The sequence below is a fragment of the Marinobacterium arenosum genome, from assembly GCF_019795155.1.
Lineage (GTDB): Bacteria > Pseudomonadota > Gammaproteobacteria > Pseudomonadales > Balneatricaceae > Marinobacterium_C > Marinobacterium_C arenosum.
Window position 1 is genome coordinate 116,557 of the sequence record NZ_JAILYN010000003.1, and the last position, 20,211, is coordinate 136,767.

Genomic DNA, 20,211 nt, shown 5'->3' on the forward strand with positions numbered 1-20,211 from the left:
AGGGATGGATTACCAGCAAGTTGCCGACCAATTTCTCAGCTGGTTGCGGACCCAGATTCCGCTGATCAACCACATGGGCTTCAAGCCGCTGCAGTACGACGGCCGCTCGCTGGTGATGGCCGCTGAGCTGGCGCCCAACGTCAACGACAAGGGCACCGGCTTTGGCGGTTCGCTGGCCACCGTGGCGACCCTCTGCGGTTGGAGCATGGTCACCCTGTACCGCCGCGAGCAGGGCTTCGACAACGACGTGGTGATCCGCGACAGCCACCTCGAATACCTGGCGCCGGTTACCGGCGACTTCGCCGCCCATGTGGTGCTGCCGGATGAGGCAACCTTGGCGGCCTTCGATGCCCGGATGGCGGAGAAAGGGCGCGCCCGGATCGACCTCACTATCGAGATCCGCCAGGGCGACAAGGTCGCCATGAAGCTGGCCGGCAGTTACGTGGCGATGGGGAAGGTTCGCTAGCGGCAGATCCGTTCCGTTTTCTGAAAAAGGCACCGAGGGTGCCTTTTTTTGTTGCCTGCCGGGGCGTTTGTCGGCTGAGGTGTATCAAGATCGTTTGATGTTTGACTCTGTAGTTGACTTCAGGGTTTATTATTGCGCGACTTATAGCCTGGTGGTCCGGGGAGGCTGCCGAAAGGAAACGACAGGATAGGGAGGAAGCAGGCTGATGACAGAAGCGCATATCCATCATCTGGCCTTGGAAGGCGTCAAGTGTGCCGGTTGTGTGCGCTCGTTGGAGCGGGCACTGGGCGAGGCCGAACAGATTAATGACTTCGCGATCAACTTCGCCGAGCGTAGCGCGGCGATACAGAGTGAAGCTCCGATTGAACGGATTGTCGAGGTAATTGCCCAGGCCGGCTACGGCGCGGTGCCGATCGACGATCAGCAGGACCAGCAACGGCTGGAGCAGGCGGCGAAACAGCAGTACCGGCAAACGCTGCGCCGCAGTTTGGTGGCGTTGGCGGTCGGGGCGCTGCTGATGGGCACAGGCCTGTTCGGCTGGATGCCGGACCTGACGGCTGGCGGAGGCCGCTTGGCCGGGCTGCTGATCGGCTTGGTGGTACTGCTGGTGATGATCTTCTGTGGCGGTGCCATCTATCGCGGTGCCTGGCAGAGCGCCAGGCACCTGCGTTTCAACATGGACAGCCTGATCGCGATGGGTACCGGCGCGGCCTGGATCTACTCCAGCGGCCTGCTGCTGACCGCCCAACTGGCGCCGGACCAGCTGCTGGCGCAGAGCAGCCATCTCTATTACGAAGCCACGGTGATGATTCTCGGCTTTATCCTGCTCGGCCAGGCATTGGAGCACCGGGCCCGCGGGCAGACCGCCGATGCGGTGCGCGCGCTGCTGAAGCTGCAGCCGGATACCGCCTGGCGGGAGCGTGATGGTCAGCTGCAACAGGTGCCGGTGGCGCTGCTGGTACCGGGCGACCGGGTGCGGGTCAAACCGGGCGAGCGGATACCGGTGGATGGTGCGGTACTCAGTGGCGACAGCTATATCGACGAGTCGATGTTGACCGGCGAACCGCTGCCGGTCGCCAAAAGCGTCGCTGACAGCGTGGTCGGCGGCACGCTGAATGGCCAGGGTAGCCTGTTGATCGAGGTCGGCCAGACCGGCAGCCAAACGGTGCTGGCGCAGATCATCGCCACCGTGCGGCGGGCGCAGAACAGCAAGCCGCCGCTGGGGGTGTTGGCCGACCGTATCGCGGCGGTGTTCGTGCCCGTCGTGATGGCAATCGCCGCGTTGGCGGCGCTGGTCTGGTGGTGGCTCGGTCCGCAGCCGCAGCTGAGTTATGCGGTGGTGGTGCTGATGACGGTGTTGATCGTCGCCTGCCCCTGTGCCTTGGGGCTGGCAACGCCGATGTCGGTGATGGTCGGCGTCGGTCGGGCGGCGCGACTGGGGGTGTTGATCCGCAAAGGTGAGGCGCTGCAGAGGGCGGCCGATCTGACGACGGTGGTGATGGATAAAACCGGTACCCTGACCGAGGGCAAGCCGCAGGTGGTTGATAGCCTCTGGCTCGGCGACGAGCGCCAGCAGGCGGAACTGGCGCCGATGCTGGTGGCGGTGGAAAGCCAGTCCGAGCATCCATTGGCGCAAGCGCTGGTGGCGTTTCTGATGCAGGATCTGAACCGGCAGCCGCCGCCGGCCGGGCTGCCGGCGGTGGAACAGTTCGAAGCCACCGCTGGCGCCGGGGTCAGTGCTCAGTTGGCTGGCCGTCAGCTGCTGATCGGCAACCAGGCCTGGTTGCAGCATCATCAGGTGGACTGCGGGCCGTTGCTGTCGTCGATCGAGCGTCACAGCGCTCAGGGCCATTCGTTGGTGCTGGTAGCGCTGGACGGCCAACCAGCGGCGCTGTTCGCGGTGGCCGATCCGGCCAAGGCGGATGCCGCAGCGACGGTGGCGCGGCTGCGTCAACAGGGGCTGCAGGTGATCATGCTGTCCGGCGACAACAGGGCCAGTGCCGAGGCGGTGGCCGCTCAGCTCGGTATCGACCGGGTCTATGCCGAGGTGAAGCCGGAGCAGAAACAGGAGGTTATCTGCCAGCTTCAACAGCAGGGCGAGGTGGTGGCGATGGTTGGCGACGGCATCAATGACGCGCCGGCCCTGGCGCAGGCCGATGTCGGCCTGGCGATCGGCGGTGGCACCGATGTGGCGATTGAAAGTGCTGACGTGGTGTTGATGCGCGAGTCATTGGCACCGGTCGCTGATGCGGTTGCGCTGTCGCGCGCCACGGTACGCAATATCCATCAGAACCTGTTCGGCGCCTTCATCTACAACAGCCTGGCGATCCCGGTAGCGGCCGGGGTGCTGTTCCCGTATACCGGTCTGCTGTTGAATCCGGTGATTGCCGGTGCGGCGATGGCGATGTCGTCGGTGACCGTGGTCAGCAACGCCAACCGGCTGCGCTGGACGAAGTTGGGGTAAAAGTCATAGGAGTAAACAGTTAGAAGTGAACAGATTAGAGTAAACAGTGCAGAGAAATGCGTAGTACTGTTAACTGTAAACTCAACGCTGTTCACTAGCCCCACTGTCTACTCAAAACTGTTTACTCATCTTCACTGTTTACTTCACACGCTCCGCTTTCTCGATCACCACCGGCTGCAGCGGGACATCCCGGTAGGGGCCGTGGTTGCCGGTGGCAACCTTGCCGATCTTGTCGACAACATCCATGCCTGAAACAACCTTGCCGAATACCGTATAGCCGGGTCGGCGGTCGACGCCGTCCAGGCGCAGGTTGTCGACGGTGTTGATAAAGAACTGGCTGGTGGCGCTGTGCGGATTGTTGGTACGCGCCATGGCGATGGTGCCACGGGCATTGCTCAGGCCGCCGATCGATTCGTTGACCACCGGGGCGCGGGCCGGCTTCTTGTCCATATCCGGCAGGAAGCCGCCACCCTGGATCATGAAGTTGTTGATCACCCGGTGGAAGATGGTGCCGTCGTAGAAACCATCGTCGACATACTGCAGGAAGTTTTCCACGGTCTTCGGTGCCGAGCCGGGGTACAGTTCCAGGGTGATCTCGCCGGCGCTGGTGCGCAGCAGCACCTGGCTGTTCTCGGCCAGGGCCAGTGGCGACAAAGACAGGGCTAACAACAGCAGAAAGCTACGTCTGAACATCATTGTTACTCTTGTTTGGCTTCTTGTTTCGGCCTGGCACAGGGGCTCCAGCCGGATCTGATGTGGATTGTCAGTATAGACGCCAAAATCCGACACCGAATGGAATCCTACCCGGAATGGTCACCGCGCGCCATCCGGTTGGCTTAGGGACTGCTGGGCAGCCACAGGGTCAGTTTTTCCGGCGCCAGACAGTGGCGTTCGCTACAGGCCTGGTAACTCAGGGTCAGCGGCTGACTGACCGGCACAGCGGCTTGATCGAAGCGGCCCCGTATCTGGATATGCCCCTGGTAGAGCTGCAGCGGCTGGTCGGAAAACGGCAGCTGTTGGCGGATCGGCGGCGGATATTCCACTGTGCTAAGGCCCTCCGCTGACAGGCAGGTACCGGCCAGCGCCGGATCCTCGGGCCGGTGGGCATTGAGGTGCCAGCCTTTTCTCAGCTGCAGATCCACCACCAGGTGTTTCGGGTCGCCCGACAGGTTGATCTTAAGCGCGCCGCCGGCACCATAGCGGATCGGGTTCAGCGGCCCCTCCGTCAACCGTCGTTGGGCGCATAGCAGGCTGCCATAGTGGGCCGGGTTGCGATTCATCTCGGCGCTATGTTGCTGCAGCGCCTGTTCTGCCAGCTGCCGGTAGCGCTGGTCGCCGCTGCGTTCGGCCAGCGCCAGCAGCAGCTCGATCGCCAATGCACTGGCGCTGGTCTGGGCGCCATCGTTGTCGATCCGTACCCGCAACGGCAACGGGCCCTCGGCCTGGTCGAGGAAGAAGCTGCCGTGCTGGCGGTCCTGGAAGCGCTTGATCATCTGGTCGGCCAACATGGTGGCGCGGTCGAGCCAGAGCGGGTCGGCGCTGGCGTCGTACAGGTCCAGCATTGCACGGGCCAGCGCGGCATAGTCCTCCAGGGTGCCCTGGGCGCCGGGTTTGCCGTCCAGGCTGTCACGCAGCAACTGGCCACTGTCCGGCTGCCAGTGATGCTGCCAGAGCTGTTCGGCCGCCTGCCAACCGGCGGACAGGTAGCGCGGATTATGCAACTGGCCTCCAGCCTGGGTCAGGGCGCTGATCATCAAGCCGTTCCAGCCGGCAATCAGCTTACGGTCGTGTAGCGGTGGCGGTCGCTGGAGGCGGGCCTGGTAGAGACTGTCGCGGATCTGGTCGAGGTGGCGGATCAAATAGCCGGTTTCCAGGCGGTGCAGCTTGGCGAACTCCGGCAGGCTGGCGGTCAGGTGCAGTACATTGGCGCCTTCAAAGTTGCCGTCGCTGGAGGTGTCGAACAATGAACGTGCCAGTTCGGCATCTTCCGGTGTCAGGCACTGTGCCAGCTGTTGCTGTTGCCAGACGAAGAATCGGCCTTCGCCACCTTCGCTGTCGGCATCGCTGGCGGCATGAAAACCGCCCTGGGGGCTGACCATCTCGCGCAGTACGTATTGCAGGGTCTGTTCGGCAGTGCGCCGGAACAGCGGATTGCCGGTCAGTCGCCAGCCCTGCAGATAAAGCGGCACCAGCTGGGCCTGGTTGTACAGCATCTTCTCGAAATGCGGCACCTGCCAGCCGGCATCGGTGGCGTAGCGGTGGAATCCGCCTCCCACCTGATCGTAGATGCCGCCCTGCTGCATCTGGCTCAGGGTCAGTTTGACCGCGTTCAAGGCTGACTGGTTGCCATCACGCTGGGCGCAGTCCAGCAGCAGCGCCAGTACCGCTTCCTGCGGAAACTTGGGGGCGATGCCGAAGCCGCCGTGCTGCAGATCCAGCTGATCGAGCCAGTAGCTGACCGCCTGGTTGGCCAGCGCCTTGCTGTCGACCTCCTGGTGGCGGCCTTCGCCGCTCATCAGCCGCTGCAGCGCGGCCAGTATCCGTTCGCCTTCCTGTTGGACCGCGTTGGCCTGCTGTTGCCAGATCTGGAAGGTCTGTTCCAGCAGCTGTTGGAACTGGGCGCTGGGGAAGTAGCTGGCGGCGAAGAACGGTTTGCCGTCCGGGGTCAGGAACACCGACAGCGGCCAACCGCTATGGCCGCTGATCAGGTTGGCGGCCAGCATATAGGCTTCATCGACCGCCGGCAGCTGTTCGCGATCCACCTTGACCGGGATGAAGTGGTCATTCAGCTGGGCGGCGATCTCCAGCGCTTCGAAGCTCTCGTGCTCCATGACATGGCACCAGTGGCAGGTGGCGTAGCCGATCGACAGGAAGATCGGCCGTTGTAGCCGGCTGGCGGCTTCGAACGCCTGTTCACCCCAAGGGTACCAGTCGACCGGGTTGTGGGCATGCTGCAGCAGGTAGGGAGAGGCTTCCCGGATCAGGCGGTTGGTGAAGCGGGGTGATCCGTCCGGCTTCAGGTGGCGGGTGCGCGGCCGGTAGTCCTCGCCCCGGGCTTTCAGCGCGGCCTCCAGTTGGCGGCGCAGCTGGGCGCTATGGTGCAGGGTGAAATCAGCCATCCTTTCAGTCTCCGGGTTGAACCACTGCCTTAAGCATATGCCTGCCGGGCCTACCCTGCCTGCGGAGCTGCAGGGGATTGGCTCGACGGATCGTCGATGATGAAAATGGTTATTCACGAATAGCATCAACGCGTGTACAGTTTGTGGACCGGGATCGATGGCCGAATGGGATTTGTAATCGATGCGGGGCAGTAACAGGAAGTGAAATGAGCACAGCACCGTCGCACGTAGCTGAAGGTACGGCAAAGCGTCCATTAGCCAGGGCGCTGGCCTGGTGGCTGGCCGGTTTTATCGGTCTGCTGGTGCTGTCGTTGTTGCTGCTGGCCGGTTGGCACTTGGGCGAATTTGTCAGTCATCAGCGGCAGCAGGCGCTGGATCATCGGCTGGCCGATGTGCAACAAAGTCTGAAGGTCATGCTGGATGACCGGCTCAGCGTATTGCGCGATTACGCCCGGCTCGGTTGGCTGCAGCAGCAGGTGTCAGCCACTCAATCCACGGCTTCTTCTTCATCACTTTCCGAATTGAATCTGCTTGGCGTACCGGCACAGCTGATGTTGCTGGACCGCCAGGGCAGCATCGTGCACAGCAGTCAGCCGCTACCACAGTTTTCCTACCAGGATCAGCCGTGGGTTACCCCATTGATTGAGGGGCGGCTGTCGTCCTATATCGGTATCAACGAACAGTTCGACGAAACATATTGGCGTCTGGCGGTGCCAGTCGAGCAGCGTGGCAGGGTGATCGGTACCCTGGTGGCGGAGCTGCCTGGCAAGACGCTACTGCAATCCTTGCAGACGCGCCAGTCGCTGGGGGATATGCGGCTGACGCTGCTTTTCGGGGGGCGGGAGCTGGGCGCCGTCGGCGAGCCGCTGGCAGCCAGCCGCGTGCTGGTGGTCGAAGGGCCGGCAGAGGGGGTGCAGTTGCAGTTTGCACTGGTGCCGGCTCCGTCCGTATTGCAGCACTGGGTAACGCATTGGCCACTTGCCGGCGGTAGTTTGCTGATCAGCCTGATGATTGGCGGTTTGGCTTACCGCTCGGCCAACCGACGGTTGGTTCAGCCGTTGCGTTCTTTGCAGTCCGGCAATCTGGTGAAAGGTCACCCGAATACCGACGCGCTGCAGCCGCAGACCGGCCTGCAGGAGCTGGACCAGTTGGTGGATCGGATGACGCTGCTGTCGCAACAGGCCGGCGAGCAGGCGCTGGATTTGAGGCAGTGCCTGCAGACGCAGCAACAGCAGAAGCAGCAGCTGCAGTTTAGCGAGGAGAAACAGCGGCAGGCCGAACGGTTGGCCAGTGTGGGTACCCTGGTCACCGGGGTGGCCCATGAGATCAGCAACCCACTGGGTTTTATCAAAAGCAACCTGGCTACCTTGCAGGGCTATAATCGTCAGCTGGTGGCGCTGGCCGAGACCTGTCGCCTGCATCGGGACGATCCCGGTTTGGCGCAGCTGGTGAAAGAGCAGGTGCAACAGCTGGAGCGTGACAAGGACCTGGAGTTCGTATTGGCCGATATCGAGCCGCTGTTGAGCGAGTCGCTGCAGGGCACCAAACGGATCGAGCAGGTCCTGCGCGGGTTGAACAACGTTACCCGCATTGATCTGTCCAGCCGACGCTTGGTCGACGTCAACGAGTTGCTGGAGGGCGCGGTCAGTCTGGCTCAGAGCGAGTTGCAGGGCAAGGGGCATCTGCGAACGGAGCTGCGGCCAGTGGTCCGGGTCAGTGCCAACAGCGGTCAGCTCAACCAGGTGTTCGGGCATCTGCTGCAGAATGCCGTGCAGGCGCTGGAAACCGGCGGCGAGATCCTGGTTGCCAGCTGTCAGCAGGGTGCCGAGGTGGTGGTGACCATTCGGGACAATGGTCGCGGTATGGATGAAGAGACGCAGGCCCGGCTGTTTACACCGTTTTTCAGTACCCGGGACGGTCAGGCGGGGCTGGGGCTATCGGTTAGCCGGAGCATTATTGAGGAACATGGCGGTCGTATCGAGCTGACCAGCCAGCCGGGCAGCGGAACAACCATCCGTATCCTGCTGCCGGCAATGATGTTGGAGAAAAACTAATGCAGCAGGCGATGTCGATCCTGTTTGTCGACGATGACCCGGCACTTCTGAACGCGCTGCGTCGCGCTTTGCGCCAGCAGTCGCGTGACTGGCAACTGTCGTTTGCCCAATCGGCCGGCGAGGCGCTGGCCCAGATGAAGAAACAGGCGTTCGACCTGGTGGTCAGCGATCTCAGGCTATCTGATATGACCGGTGTCGCCCTGTTGCGGCGGGTGGCGCGGCTACGGCCGACCAGTTTACGGGTGGTGTTATCCGGACATGCCACCCAACGCAATGCGCTGGAAGCCGCCGGGGTAGCCCATCTCTATCTGACCAAGCCTTACGAAACCGAAGACCTGGTAGCGGTTATCCAGCGTGCCGAGGTGCTCCGCGAGATGCAGCTCGACGAGCAGTCACGTGCCCGGCTGGGGCAGCTGAGCGAGTTGCCGGTGTTGCCGTCGGTTTATGAGCGGCTCACGGCGCTGTTGCGCGAGATGGGCGACGAGGTCGGCATCAGTGATGTGGCCGAAGTGGTGTCGTCCGATCCGGCGCTGGTGGCAAAACTGCTGCAGCTGACCAACTCGGCGTTCTTCGGCCTGGCGCGCAGCGTGGAGACCGTCGAGCAGGCGGTCACCGCATTGGGGTTGGATACCTTGCGGGCATTGGTGCTGGCGATCGGCCTGTTCAAGCCTGATGAACGTGAACAGATCAGCCCTGAGGTGCACCAGGCGCTGCTGCAGCACAGTTGCGAGGTGGCCGCGCTGGCCAAGCGCTTCGCCCGGCGCAGCAAGGCCGGCCGGCAACAGCAGGAACAGGTGTTTCTGGCCGGTATCCTGCATGATGTCGGTTTGCTGCCATTGCTGGCCAATGGCCAGATCGATGAGAGCGAATGGACCGATCACGACAGCGATCAGCCAGCCGACAGTCAGCGCAACCATGCGTTGATCGGTGCCTATCTGCTGCGCCTGTGGGGCTTCGCGGATGGTCTGGTCGAACTGGTGCAGTACCACCATCAACCCTTGCCCTATCGTTCGGACATGCTCGACTGGGTGGCGCTGGCGGAGGTCCGGGCGCGCGGCGTCACTGAGCCCGCTCGCGGCTGGCTGGCCAAGCGCGACGACCTGAAAGAGATGTTGAACGACGCTTGATAGCTACTCAGGCCGCCTGGTCGGCCAGATAGAATCCGCTCAGCCAGCCCTGGCGTACCATCGCCGGCAGGTGACGTTCCAGATTGGCGAAGTGTTCGGCAAGCTGACCCAGCGGGTGGCCCTGCATCATCTCGCCCAGCAGGGTAGCCACGGTCGGCGGGATCACGTCGATCGCCGGGCGGTCCTGCTGGCGGTAAATGCAGAGCCATTCGGAGCCTCCCTCCAGTGACAGCGCGTCGGGCTGTCGCTGCTGGTGGGCCCGCCAGATCGACAATACCGGGTAATCGGAAAACATCACATTCAGCGCATGGCTGACCTTGAAGGTCACCCGGTCCTGATCATCCTTATCGACTGCCCGCAGGGTGGTGAAATCGAACGGTCGGTCGTCCGCGGCGGTTTCGGCATAGTGCAGCAGCCATTCCAATCGGGCCAGCTCCGGCAGGAAGCGCAGTTTGTCCAGTTCGCGATGGCGGGCGGTCAGTTTCAACAACAGTATTGGAAAGCGGTCGCCGAAGTGGCTCAGGTCGGCGGTTTCGGCCGGAAAACTGTGGTCGTATTCACCGGCTACCTGGTGGAAAAATTCGTCGCCGACCAGCTGCTCGGTGACCGGAAACATCTCGGCCAGGGCCTGTTCATGGGTCTGCCGGCTATTGTGGCGATGCAGTTCGATGCACTGTTCGGCGGACAGTTGTCGGCTGTGGATCTGCGTCTTCAACTCGGCCGGGGTCTCGCCCTGCAGGGCTTCGATAAACAGTGTCTGCAGTCTGGAGAGGTTCATGGTGCCTGCCTTTGCCTGTCGTTTACTTTCTTCATCAGCTGCCGGGCGCGCTGCGCTTCTTCCAGTAACCGTTCCAGCGGCGGCAGCTGCTGGTCCCACTCCACCAGTGTCGGGGTGTCGCCAAACAGCTCCAGCGCCCGTTGGAACAACTGCCAGACCGCGGGCTGCACCGGACTGTCATGGCTGCCGAGCAGGTGGCCGTGCTGGTCGTGGTAGCCGCTCAGGTGGATCTCCCGTACCCGGCCGGCGGGCAGGGCGGTCAGCGTCTGCTCGGCCGGCTCGCCGAGGTTGTGCTCGTTGATATAGAGGTTGTTCAGGTCGACCAGCAGCTCGCAGTCGGACCGTTCGGCCATAGCGGCGAGAAATTCGCCCTCGCTGAGCGTGCTGTGGTTGAACTGCAGGTAGCGGGCCGGATTGGCCAACAGCAGCCGCTGGCCGAGAATGTCCTGCGCCTGGCGGATACGGCCGCACAGGTGCTCCAGCGCCTCTTCGGTGTAGGGCAGCGGCAGCAGTTCGTGGCTGAACTGGCCGTTGGCGCTGCTGAAGCCGACCGCTTCCGAGAGCCAACTGGTCGCCAGATGGCGGGCGAGCTTCTTGACCCGCTGCAGATAGACGGTGTCCAGCGGATCGCAGCCGCCCAGCGACAGGCTGGTGCCGTGCAGGGTCAGAGCATAGTTGTGTCGGATCTGCTCCAATTGATGCAGCGGGGCGCCGCCGCTGGACAGGTGCTGGTCGATCAGCAGCTCCATCCAGCAGAGTTTCGGTTTCTGGGCGAGCACTGCCTGAATATGTTCATGGCGCAGGCCGATGCCAACGCCGCTGGCCGGCCAGGGTTTGTATACCGGCATCATTCACTCACCTTCCGCCCCTGGGGCGGGTAACGGGTCGGTAGGGCGGTAACCAGGGCAACCGGACAGCTGTTGCATCGGAGAGGTCTCCATCGCTGGTGACATCTGGCCTGCCGTTGCCGCCATCGGCTGGTCCCTTTCGATGACCGCCTGCGCAGGTTGTACCTTAAACAATTAGCAGATTTGACCCGATTTGCCTCAAGATAGAGGGAGCGATGCCGATCGAATAGGTTGCCGGTCGGCCAGGTTGAGGGAGATCAAACGCATGGCAATGCAGTGGGAGCGGTTGTTAACCACCAAGCGGTACGGACATGAGCATATCAGCCCGCAGGAGATCGGCCGGAGCCATTTCCACAAGGACCATGACCGGATCATCTTTTCCAGTGCTTTCCGGCGGTTGGGCCGTAAGACCCAGGTCCATCCGCTGGCGCTGAACGATCATATCCACACTCGGTTGACTCACTCGGTGGAGGTGGGCAGCGTCGGACGCAGCCTGGGAATCAGGGTTGGCGAGTTAATCGGTTCGCGGCTGCCGGCCTGGGTGACGCCGCACGATATCGGTACTATCGTGCAGTCCGCCTGCCTGGCGCACGACATCGGCAACCCGCCGTTCGGTCACGCCGGCGAGTATGCGATCCGCGACTGGTTCAGGCGCTACGACCAGAATCCACTGTTGGCCGGGCTGAGCGACGCGCAGAAGCTGGATCTGCAGACCTTCGAGGGCAACGCCCAGGGCTTCCGGGTGGTGACCTGTATTGAGAATCACCTGTTCAACGGCGGCCTGCGCTTGACCTATCCGACCCTCGGCAGCCTGCTGAAATATCCCTGGGATTCCAGTCTGGCGGGGGCCAAGGGCAAATTCAGCAGTTTCCAGAGCGAACTGCCGATTTTGAACAAGCTGGCCAGCGAACTGGGCCTGGTGGCGCTCGGCGACAACCATTGGTGTCGCCATCCGCTGACCTACCTGATGGAGGCGGCGGACGATATCTGCTACGCCATTCTCGACCTGGAGGATGCGATCGAGCTGAATATTTTGAGCTTCGACGAGATCAAGCCGATCCTGCTGGAGCTGACCGGTCGCGAGCGGGTCGATGACGATATCCTGACCAGCGGCGCGTCGGCGCGGCGCAAGATCTCGGCGCTGCGCGGCACGGCGATGGAGCATATGGTCGACTCGGTGCTGCAGGCCTTTATCCACCACTACGATGAGATCATGGCCGGCGAGTACCGTGGCGAACTGCTGGCCGATGGTGACCCCGGCGTTCACAGCGGCCTGCAGCGGGCCAAGACGCTGGCTCGCGAACGGGTCTTCCCGGACAGCCGCAAGGCCGAGCTGGAGGTCGGTGCCTACACCACCCTGGGTACCCTGCTGGAAGCCTTCTGCCAGGCGGTCTACGAAAATCACTGTAACGATGGCTCGCTGAGCTATCGCAGCGAGAAGATCCTCAGCCTGATGGGGATCCACTGCCCGGCTGCGGATGCGCCGCTTTATCTGTCCTATATGCGGGCGCTCGATTTTATCAGCGGGATGACCGACAATTACGCCGCCCGGTTGGCGCGCCAGATCGGCGGCCTGGGCTGAGGGAGTACCGCAAAACTACTGCGCTTGGTGATACTGCGTTAAAAATCGGCTCAAAATGCTCATTTACGGCATGTAAACTCCGCTTTTTCGTCGATTATGTGCTTCGCCGCTCTGACGAGTGCCTTGTCTCACCTTCGCTCGCTACATTTTGCGATACTCCCTTAGCCACGCCGGCAAATGTTGTATCCGAAAATCCTGGGGGATCATAAAAATGGCATCACTGCGAGACCAGCTGCAGGGGCTGGTGTATTCCACCGAGCATGGCCGGACCTGTCCGCAGTGCCGGCAGCCCGAGGCTGACTGCATCTGCGATCAGTTGGCCGACCAGGCCCGTCTGGCGGCGTTGGACGGGGTGGTGCGGATCCGTCGCGAAACGTCCGGCCGCAAGGGCAAGGGGGTGACCACCCTGAGTGGCGTACCGTTGGCGGAAGCGGAGCTGAAGACGCTGCTGAAAGAGCTGAAGAAACTCTGCGGCACCGGCGGTGCCTTGAAGGAGGGCGTGCTGGAGATTCAGGGCGACCACCGGGATAAGCTGAAAGCGGCGTTGGAGACACGCGGCTTCAAGGTCAAGCTGGCGGGAGGCTGAGGGTGTTTCAGTCCCGTCAGGGCCGCAAGAAACCAGCCTGCATGGTCTGCCTGGTGATGCGGTTGGCACTGCTGGTGGTGGTCGTCACCTTGCTGTTTGCCGGTAACGGCCTGTCGCGCTTTTTCAGCTGATCGACGAATGCCGTTGCATCGGTTTCGATGCAACGGCACTGCTAACTGCTAACTGCTAACTGCTAACTGCTAACTGCTAACTGCTAACTGCTATCAGACGACTTTGAACTCGGCGATTCGCTGCTCCAACTGGCGAGCCAGCGCGGCCAGCGTTTCGCTGGTTTGCGCGGTAACGCTGGCACCCTCGCTGGTCTCTTCCGCAATCTGCGAAATACTGCTGATATTTCGGTTCATATCCTCTGCTACCGAGCTCTGTTCCGCCACCGCCGTGGCCACCATGGTGTTCATGTCCATGATCGCGTTGACCTGGTCGACGATGGTGGAGATGTAACTGCCTGCCTCCTGGGCACTGCTGGCACTGTTCTGGGTATGTTCATGACCGTTGCGCATCATTTCTACCGCGTTATGGCAGGCCAACTTGAGCCGTTCGTTCAGGGCGCGGATCTGCTCGGTTGACTCCTGGGTTCGCTTGGCAAGCTGGCGGACCTCGTCGGCGACCACCGCGAAGCCGCGTCCCTGCTCACCGGCGCGCGCTGCCTCGATGGCCGCGTTCAATGCCAGCAGGTTGGTCTGGTCGGAGATCTCGCTGATGATGTTGAGGATGTTCTCGACGTCCTCGGTGTCGCGCTCCAGTTGGCTGATGGTACTCAGCAGCCCCTTCATCTCCTCGGCCACGCTGTTGATACGGCTAATGGTGTTGTTGACGATATCGTCGCCTTTGTGGGCCGCGTCATCGGCGTCGTGGCTGCTGCTGGCGGTGCGCTCGGCGGTCTCCGCCACTTCCTGGGCGGTCATTGCCATCTCGTGCATGGCGGCGGCCAGCGCTTCGGTCTCCTCATGCTGGCGTTTGACGCCGGCGAAGGTTTGCGAGGTGGTGGCGGCGGCATTCTCCGATGCCTCCCGAATATGGCTGCAGGATTTCTGCAGCTCGTCGATCAGGGTGCGTAGTTCCTGGATAGTCTCATTGACGTTGCTGGCCAGTCGACCCAGTTCGTCCCGGCTGCGCACCACGGCGCTGGCGGTCAGGTCGCCCTTGGCGACCCGGCGCATGATCTGATTGATCTCGTTCAGCGGGCGGGTGATGCTGCGGGCCAGCATCAGCGCGATATAGGTCACGACGACGAGCACCAGCAGCAGGGTGATGCCGACATTGGTCAGCTTGTCGTAAAACAGGGCGTCGATGTCGTCGATGTACACCCCGGTGCCGATAATCCAACCCCAGGGTTCGAACAGTTTGACGTAGGAGGTCTTCTTGACCGGTTTCATATGCTCGGGGTGGGGCCAGCGGTAGTTGACGCTGCCTTCGCCCGAGGTGCGGGCGACTTCGGTGAAGGCCCGGAACAGAGGGAAGCCGTCCGGGTCCTTGATATGGCGGGCATCTTTGCCGTTCAGCTCCGGCTTCAATGGGTTCAGCACGATCTGCGTATCGAGGTTGGTGATAAACACGTAGTTGCTGTCGTCATAGCGGATGGCGGCAATGGCATCCTTGGCCGCCTGTCGGGCATCGCTCTCGCTCAGCTGTCCGCGCTTGAAGGCCTGGTGGTAGTGCTGCACGATAGAGCTGGCTGTCGAAACCAGTTCCTTCGATTGTAGTTCCCGCGAGTGCTGAAGCTGTTGCCGGAAATCCAGCAGGTTGAATGTTTCTATCGCCAGCGTCAGCCCCAGCAGCAGTACAATGATTGCCGCGAGCTTGTTTCCTACCGACAGATTTCGAATCCATTGCATCGTCTATCCACCTTTAAATCCGTTCAAGATTCGTTTGCCGGAAGGAATGGTTCCGGCGATTCGACTGGGCGTCGTTCAATGACCGGTCGATGACCGGCTTTAGACCGCTGCGGTCCCTGATATTAGGAAAGGTATCTTCCGGCCGATCGGAAGTTGGCAGCCAGTCCTTTTGCGATATTGTTTTTATTAATCCGTAAGACGCTAACGCTTATTGGCTAGTATTACCGTAACTTTGAGCGCGCGTCACTGACATTTGAATCTCCTTATTCTGTCCCACACTGCGTTCCTATCGACGCCAGCGCGCCACCGTCCGTGCGGTTTCCGGTCGCTGTTGCCCGAGCCCTGTTACAACTGGCGGGTGATCCTGTGCAGGCTCGGCCTGACGTTTTCCGGACGCAATTTCTTAAAGCGAATTGCACTTTTGGTGAGCGAACTTTCCAGAATAAAAATAATAATTAGCGCTCGTTCACTATATTGGACGCTGAAACGTTTTCAATTAATTAGATTGCTACGCGATTTCAATTGAAAGGTAAACGGGGTGGCGCACCGGGAGGAGGGCGACTTGATCTGGGTCAAGTTAAAAAAGAGCCGCATGCAGTATGCGGCTCACAAGGGATTTCAAAGAGGAAACTTACAGGCTCTGTTCGGCCAGGTGCAGATCCAGCGTCGCTTTCAGCAGTTTATAGAGCCGGATTGACGCGTCGATCTCGTCCTTGCGGTTGGTCAGGCTTTCGATATTCAGCCCCAACGGCAGGTCCAGGCCGCTGACCGCATCCAGGATCTGGTCCAGGCTGTTGCGGCAGATACGGATCGACTCGGACAGCGGGTCGCGGGCATCGAGAATCCGCCAGCGGGTCGCTTCCGGTACCGAGATACCGAGCCATTCCATGAACTCCAGGGTTTTGGCGCTGCCGCAAGGGGTGAAGGTCAGGATAATTCGCTTCGGCGCGATCCCCTGTTCACGGCAGCTGCGGGCATAGCTGGTCAGCATGTCGACGGTGGCCTGCGGGTTGTAGACTGCCTGAGAGACGAAGAAATCGCAGCCCTGCGCGCTTTTTTCGATCAGCCGCTGGTGTTCGTTGCCCTTCTTGGCATGGCGCTCGGCGATGGTGACGCCGCCCAGCTGGAAGTCGAACTCACTGCCGGCCAGGGTACGGTAGGCATCGGCCAGCGGCAATTTGATCTCGCCGTCGGAGGAGGGGCTGCCGACCAGCACCAGGTCGCGTACGCCGTACTGGTTCCAGGCATCCGCCAGCCACTGGCTGAACTCCGCCGCGCTGCGCTGGGAGACGCTCTTGTAGGTGATCACCGGATGCAGCGACTTGCTACGCAGCAGTTGGGAGTACTCGCGCGGATCGTGGGTCTGCATATAGGGAAACGGCCGCGGTGCGGAGATGCGGCTGCTCTCGTCCTGAATGTCGTAGACGATCAGGCCGTCGAAATCGATATGGCCGAGTCGCGCCAGCAGCTTGTCGGCGATCTCGTCGAGTTGCTCGGGCGGCGTACTGGCCTTGGGCGGCGTGGTGCCGATGAAGTAGAGGCCGCGAGTGCTGTCGGCGAATTTGCTTTTCAGATCCGTTGTCATGGTGCAGGTCACGTCGGAAGTAGTTTGTTTTAATTGCCAACCATTCTAACAATGAATGTTTTTAATGTGTTTAGGTTATATGTTGAAAGTTTTTGCAGTTCAGTTGAGGGAATTTAATGGCCCTGGCAGGGGGGCTTGGGTTGCGGCCGCCTGAGCCTTACACTGCAGTTAACTAGCTTAGCCTCAGTAAGGAATTCATGGGTGAACAAAAAGAAAGGCTTTGATCTGCAGGCGGTCAGCCGGCAACTGGACGAGCAGCCGGCGGAGGGGATTCCGCCGCTGGAACGCTGGAATCCTGAATTCTGCGGCGATATCGACATGCGGATCGCCCGCAACGGCACCTGGTACTACATGGGCACGCCGATCGGCCGTCAGGCGATGGTCGACCTGTTTTCGCGGGTGCTGTGGAAGGAGGGCGACCGTTACTTCCTGAAAACCCCGGTGGAGAAGGTCGGTATCGAGGTCGAGGACGCGCCCTTCCTGATGGTCGCTTGTCAGGTACAACAGGGCGGCCAGGGCCGCGAGCTGGTTTTCACCAGCAGTAACGGTGATCGGGTGGTGGCCGGCGAGGAGCATCCGCTTCGGGTCGAGATAGATCCGGCCAGCGGTGAGCCGAGTCCCTATATCCGGGTGCGGTTCGGCATGGATGGCTTGATCAGCCGGCCGGTGTTCTACCAACTGGTGGAGTTGGCCGAGTTGGAGCAGACTGAGCAGGGTGAACAGCTGGTGGTCGAAAGCTGCGGCCACCGTTTCAGCCTGGGGCGGATCGACGATAATGGCCCGGCTGGCTGAGCGGGGCTGGCAAAACTCCCGCCGCCGGGCCTACTTTGACAGGGGGTATGTTATAGTCCGCTCCCCAACTTTTAACCGATTTAGAAACGAGTAACGATGGCCGGATCTCTACAGGACCAGCTGCTCAATATGGGCGTGGCGAGCAAGAAGCAGGCCCAGCAGGCGAAGCAGCAGAAACGCAAAAAAGCCAAACAGGCGAAAGGTGGCGCCGCGCCGGTAGCCGACCAGCAGGACAGCCAGGCTCAACTGGCCAAAGCGCGGGCCGAAAAGCAGCAGCGTGACCGGGAGCTGAACCGCCAGCGCGAAGCGGAGAAGCAGCAGCGTGCCCAGGCGGCGCAGGCGCGCCAACTGGTGGAGCAGCATGGCAAGCCGGTGCCGGAAGAGGGGCCGGTGGATTACAACTTTGTCCATGGCAAGGTGATCAAGACCCTGCATGTCGACCGTAAACAGCTGGAGATGCTGGCCGCTGGCACCCTGGCGGTGGCATTTCTGGATGACAAGTACTGGCTGTTGGCCGGCGATGTGGCCGAGCGGGTCGCGGCGGTCAGCGGCGAACTGATCGCCAGCCACCACCAGAAGCAGGAACCGGACGAGGACGATCCGTACAAGGATTACCAGATCCCGGATGACCTGATGTGGTGAGATGTGGTTGTAGCAGCGGGCTCCGACCGCGACGGAAGTGGCACGGCACTGCGGGTGTCGCCCTCGGAGCGGGCTGCTACGGGGGCTCTGTAGCAGCGGGCTCCGACCGCGACGGAAGTGGCACGGTCCGCAGGTGTCGCCCGTACCCAAGCGGGCTGCTACGAATCAACCGGAACTATGCCGGTTCGGCGCGCTACTTGCCGCTTGATGCTTAGCGCTTGCCGCTATTTCCCCTTACTGCTCCAGCAGTTCGAAGATTGCCTCGCCCAGTTCGTGCGGGCCCTCGACCACGCCTTCCTCTTCCAGGCTCGGGAACACCGCCACATTGATCGCGTCTCCCGTCAGGCCCGGCAGCCAGCGTTCCATCCACACATCCAGTTTGATGCTGAACGGCTCGCAGCCGGCCCACTCGTCTGATGCCCACTCGGCGGCGTAATCGGGGTGCGGCCAGACCGGGATGCAGGCTTCATCGTCGCTGTTGACCAGCACGAACCCCTCGTCGTCGCGCAGGCTCCAAACTTCTTCCCACTTGGTGATCTTGTCGAGGAAGTGGTTGTAGCGCTGTTCGGCGTCCTGCTTCAGTACGCTTTGACGTTGTTCGTCGGTCAGTTTGTAGGCCATTGGGCACCCTGTTGGTTGATCAAATTCGGAGCGCAGAGCCTACAAGAAAAGCCCGGCCTACGACAGCGTTAAATAGTCAGCATTCCGTGGCTGAATTCGCCAGTAACTACAGCATCCGGAGGCTGGCGGAGCCCTGTTGTCAGTCGAGTGGCCGGAGATCGCCGAACCAGGTCAGTTTCGGCTGCAGCTCGACCACTTCGCCGACGATGATCAGCGCCGGTGCCGGCAGCTGAGCCTGCTGCTGGCGCTCGGCGATATCGGCCAGGCTGCCGGTCAGCACCTGCTGGTCGGCACGGGTGCCGCGCGATACGATCGCCACCGGTGTGGTGGCCGGTTTGCCGTGGGCGATCAACTGCTTACTGAGATGGTCCAGGGTATGCAGCCCCATGTAGAACACCAATGTCTGGTTGGGGTGTATCAGCTCGGCGAAGTTCAGGTCGGCGGTACGGTTCTTCAGCTGGCCGGTAATGAACTTGACCGACTGGGCGTAGCCGCGATGGGTCAGCGGGATACCTGCGTAGGTGGAGCAGGCGCTGGCGGCGGTGATGCCGGGGACCACCTGGAACGGGATATTGTGCTGCTTGAGCTCCTCCAGCTCCTCGCCGCCGCGACCGAAAATGAACGGATCGCCCCCTTTCAGCCGGACCACCCGTTTACCCAGCTTGGCATGTTCCACCAGCAACTGGTTGATGCCCTGCTGCGGCACGCTGTGTTTATCGCGTGCCTTGCCGACGTAAACCAGGTCGGCATCGCGCCGGCACAGTTCCAGGATCTCCTGTGATACCAGCCGGTCGTAAAACACCACATCGGCCTGCTGCATCAGCCGCAGTGCTTTGAATGTCAGCAGTTCCGGGTCGCCGGGGCCGGCGCCGACCAGGTAGACCTCGCCGAGCTGGTGGTGCGGGTCGGCCCGCTCCAGTTTTTGCTCGATCAGCGTATTGGCATCTTCCAGTCGGCCGGCGAACACCTGCTCGGCCACCTGGCCCTGCAACACATCCTCCCAGAACTTGCGGCGCTGGTTGATGGTGCTGAAGCGTTCTTTGACCTGCTGGCGGAACTTGCCGGCCAGCTCGCCGAGCTTGCTGTAGCCGCTGGGGATCAGGGTTTCCAATTTGGCCCGCAGTAGGCGGGCCAACACCGGTGCCTTGCCGCCGGAGGAGATGCCGATCACGATCGGTGAGCGGTCGACGATGGCCGGAAACACGAAGGTGCACAGGCGTGGGTTGTCGACCACGTTGATCGGCACCTGGCGTTCTGCTGCATCGTAGTGCACCCGTTCGTTCAGTGCCTCATCATTGGTCGCCGCCACCACCAGCATTTTGCCGTCGAGCAGGGCACTATGATATTCGCCGATCACCGCTATGCCCTGGTGCTGGTCCAGCAGTAGCTGCAGTTCGTCGCACACCTGATGGCTGACCACGGTGATGGTCGCGCCGGCGCGGGCCAGCAGCCGCGCCTTGCGTAGCGCGATCTGGCCGCCGCCGACCAGCAGCACGTCCTGGGACTGAACCTTGTAAAAAAGCGGTAGGTAATCCACGGCAAGCTCTCCAAACACCGACCGGCCCGCTTACGGCGAGCAACGGCCTGAATACATATTTATTTCGCTATAGTAGCAGCAATTTTTATGCCTGAAAGATATGAATCCGGGCATGCGGCCACAAAAAAAGGCTGGCGAAATGCCTAATGCCAGT

The 20,211-nt window shown here is 61.6% G+C and carries 17 protein-coding genes; 9 read left to right on the top strand and 8 right to left on the bottom strand.

Annotated features, from left to right (window positions below):
• Positions 1–4: 4 nt before the first annotated feature.
• Together K6T12_RS02430 and K6T12_RS02435 are read left to right on the top strand one after the other, a co-directional pair.
• Positions 5–466 (top strand): YiiD C-terminal domain-containing protein, encoded by a 462-nt coding sequence (locus tag K6T12_RS02430; protein ID WP_222219116.1) that lies wholly within the window; start codon positions 5–7, stop codon positions 464–466.
• A gap of 205 nt (positions 467–671) precedes the next feature.
• Entirely contained in the window at positions 672–2,930 is a 2,259-nt protein-coding gene (locus K6T12_RS02435) for a heavy metal translocating P-type ATPase (protein ID WP_222219118.1), read from the top strand.
• A gap of 138 nt (positions 2,931–3,068) precedes the next feature.
• Here the strand turns inward: K6T12_RS02435 and K6T12_RS02440 are convergent, their stop codons facing one another.
• Together K6T12_RS02440 and K6T12_RS02445 are read right to left on the bottom strand one after the other, a co-directional pair.
• Positions 3,069–3,623, bottom strand: coding sequence for a peptidylprolyl isomerase (locus K6T12_RS02440; RefSeq protein ID WP_222219217.1), 555 nt, complete (start codon positions 3,621–3,623; stop codon positions 3,069–3,071).
• Positions 3,624–3,766: 143 nt separating this feature from the next.
• Positions 3,767–6,049 carry a DUF255 domain-containing protein gene (locus tag K6T12_RS02445; RefSeq protein ID WP_222219120.1) on the bottom strand — a complete coding sequence of 761 codons (2,283 nt, stop codon included), beginning with the start codon at positions 6,047–6,049 and terminating at the stop codon, positions 3,767–3,769.
• Positions 6,050–6,255: 206 nt separating this feature from the next.
• On the opposite strand from K6T12_RS02445, the gene K6T12_RS02450 reads away from it, so the two are divergent.
• Both K6T12_RS02450 and K6T12_RS02455 read left to right on the top strand, forming a co-directional pair.
• Positions 6,256–8,103, top strand: a complete 1,848-nt coding sequence (locus K6T12_RS02450) for a sensor histidine kinase (RefSeq protein ID WP_222219122.1) — start codon at positions 6,256–6,258, stop codon at positions 8,101–8,103.
• The gene (locus K6T12_RS02455) at positions 8,103–9,230 is read left to right on the top strand and encodes an HDOD domain-containing protein (RefSeq protein WP_222219124.1); all 1,128 of its coding nucleotides are present in this window, start codon (positions 8,103–8,105) and stop codon (positions 9,228–9,230) included. The genes K6T12_RS02450 and K6T12_RS02455 overlap by 1 nt, the downstream gene beginning before the upstream one ends.
• Before the next feature lie 7 nt (positions 9,231–9,237).
• Here the strand turns inward: K6T12_RS02455 and K6T12_RS02460 are convergent, their stop codons facing one another.
• The gene (locus K6T12_RS02460; protein ID WP_222219126.1) at positions 9,238–10,008 is read right to left on the bottom strand and encodes an HvfC/BufC N-terminal domain-containing protein; all 771 of its coding nucleotides are present in this window, start codon (positions 10,006–10,008) and stop codon (positions 9,238–9,240) included.
• Positions 10,005–10,859, bottom strand: coding sequence for an MNIO family bufferin maturase (gene bufB / locus K6T12_RS02465; RefSeq protein WP_222219128.1), 855 nt, complete (start codon positions 10,857–10,859; stop codon positions 10,005–10,007). Before bufB ends, K6T12_RS02460 begins: the two co-directional genes overlap by 4 nt.
• Positions 10,860–11,121: 262 nt before the next feature.
• Between bufB and K6T12_RS02470 the strand changes: the two genes are divergently transcribed.
• From K6T12_RS02470 to K6T12_RS21455, 3 genes are all read left to right on the top strand, one after another.
• On the top strand, positions 11,122–12,438 hold the full coding sequence (locus tag K6T12_RS02470; protein ID WP_222219130.1) for a deoxyguanosinetriphosphate triphosphohydrolase: 1,317 nt from the start codon (positions 11,122–11,124) through the stop codon (positions 12,436–12,438).
• A 211-nt stretch (positions 12,439–12,649) separates the two neighbouring features.
• On the top strand, positions 12,650–13,024 hold the full coding sequence (locus K6T12_RS02475) for a translation initiation factor Sui1 (RefSeq protein ID WP_222219132.1): 375 nt from the start codon (positions 12,650–12,652) through the stop codon (positions 13,022–13,024).
• A 2-nt stretch (positions 13,025–13,026) separates the two neighbouring features.
• Entirely contained in the window at positions 13,027–13,155 is a 129-nt protein-coding gene (locus K6T12_RS21455; protein WP_255611493.1) for a hypothetical protein, read from the top strand.
• 93 nt (positions 13,156–13,248) lie between these two features.
• On the opposite strand, the gene K6T12_RS02480 is transcribed toward K6T12_RS21455, so the two are convergent.
• Both K6T12_RS02480 and K6T12_RS02485 read right to left on the bottom strand, forming a co-directional pair.
• Entirely contained in the window at positions 13,249–14,880 is a 1,632-nt protein-coding gene (locus K6T12_RS02480) for a methyl-accepting chemotaxis protein (protein ID WP_222219134.1), read from the bottom strand.
• Positions 14,881–15,511: 631 nt separating this feature from the next.
• On the bottom strand, positions 15,512–16,465 hold the full coding sequence (locus K6T12_RS02485; RefSeq protein WP_222219136.1) for a methylenetetrahydrofolate reductase: 954 nt from the start codon (positions 16,463–16,465) through the stop codon (positions 15,512–15,514).
• 201 nt (positions 16,466–16,666) lie between these two features.
• Here K6T12_RS02485 and K6T12_RS02490 point away from each other — a divergent pair, with 201 nt between their 5' ends.
• Entirely contained in the window at positions 16,667–17,257 is a 591-nt protein-coding gene (locus K6T12_RS02490) for a DUF1285 domain-containing protein (protein ID WP_222219138.1), read from the top strand.
• Positions 17,258–17,353: 96 nt separating this feature from the next.
• On the top strand, positions 17,354–17,899 hold the full coding sequence (locus K6T12_RS02495; RefSeq protein WP_222219140.1) for a DUF2058 domain-containing protein: 546 nt from the start codon (positions 17,354–17,356) through the stop codon (positions 17,897–17,899).
• 234 nt (positions 17,900–18,133) lie between these two features.
• Here K6T12_RS02495 and K6T12_RS02500 read toward each other — a convergent pair whose 3' ends face one another.
• Together K6T12_RS02500 and cysG are read right to left on the bottom strand one after the other, a co-directional pair.
• Positions 18,134–18,520, bottom strand: coding sequence for a DUF2750 domain-containing protein (locus K6T12_RS02500; RefSeq protein ID WP_222219142.1), 387 nt, complete (start codon positions 18,518–18,520; stop codon positions 18,134–18,136).
• 139 nt (positions 18,521–18,659) lie between these two features.
• On the bottom strand, positions 18,660–20,057 hold the full coding sequence (cysG, locus tag K6T12_RS02505) for a siroheme synthase CysG (RefSeq protein WP_222219144.1): 1,398 nt from the start codon (positions 20,055–20,057) through the stop codon (positions 18,660–18,662).
• Between the last annotated feature and the right edge of the window lie 154 nt (positions 20,058–20,211).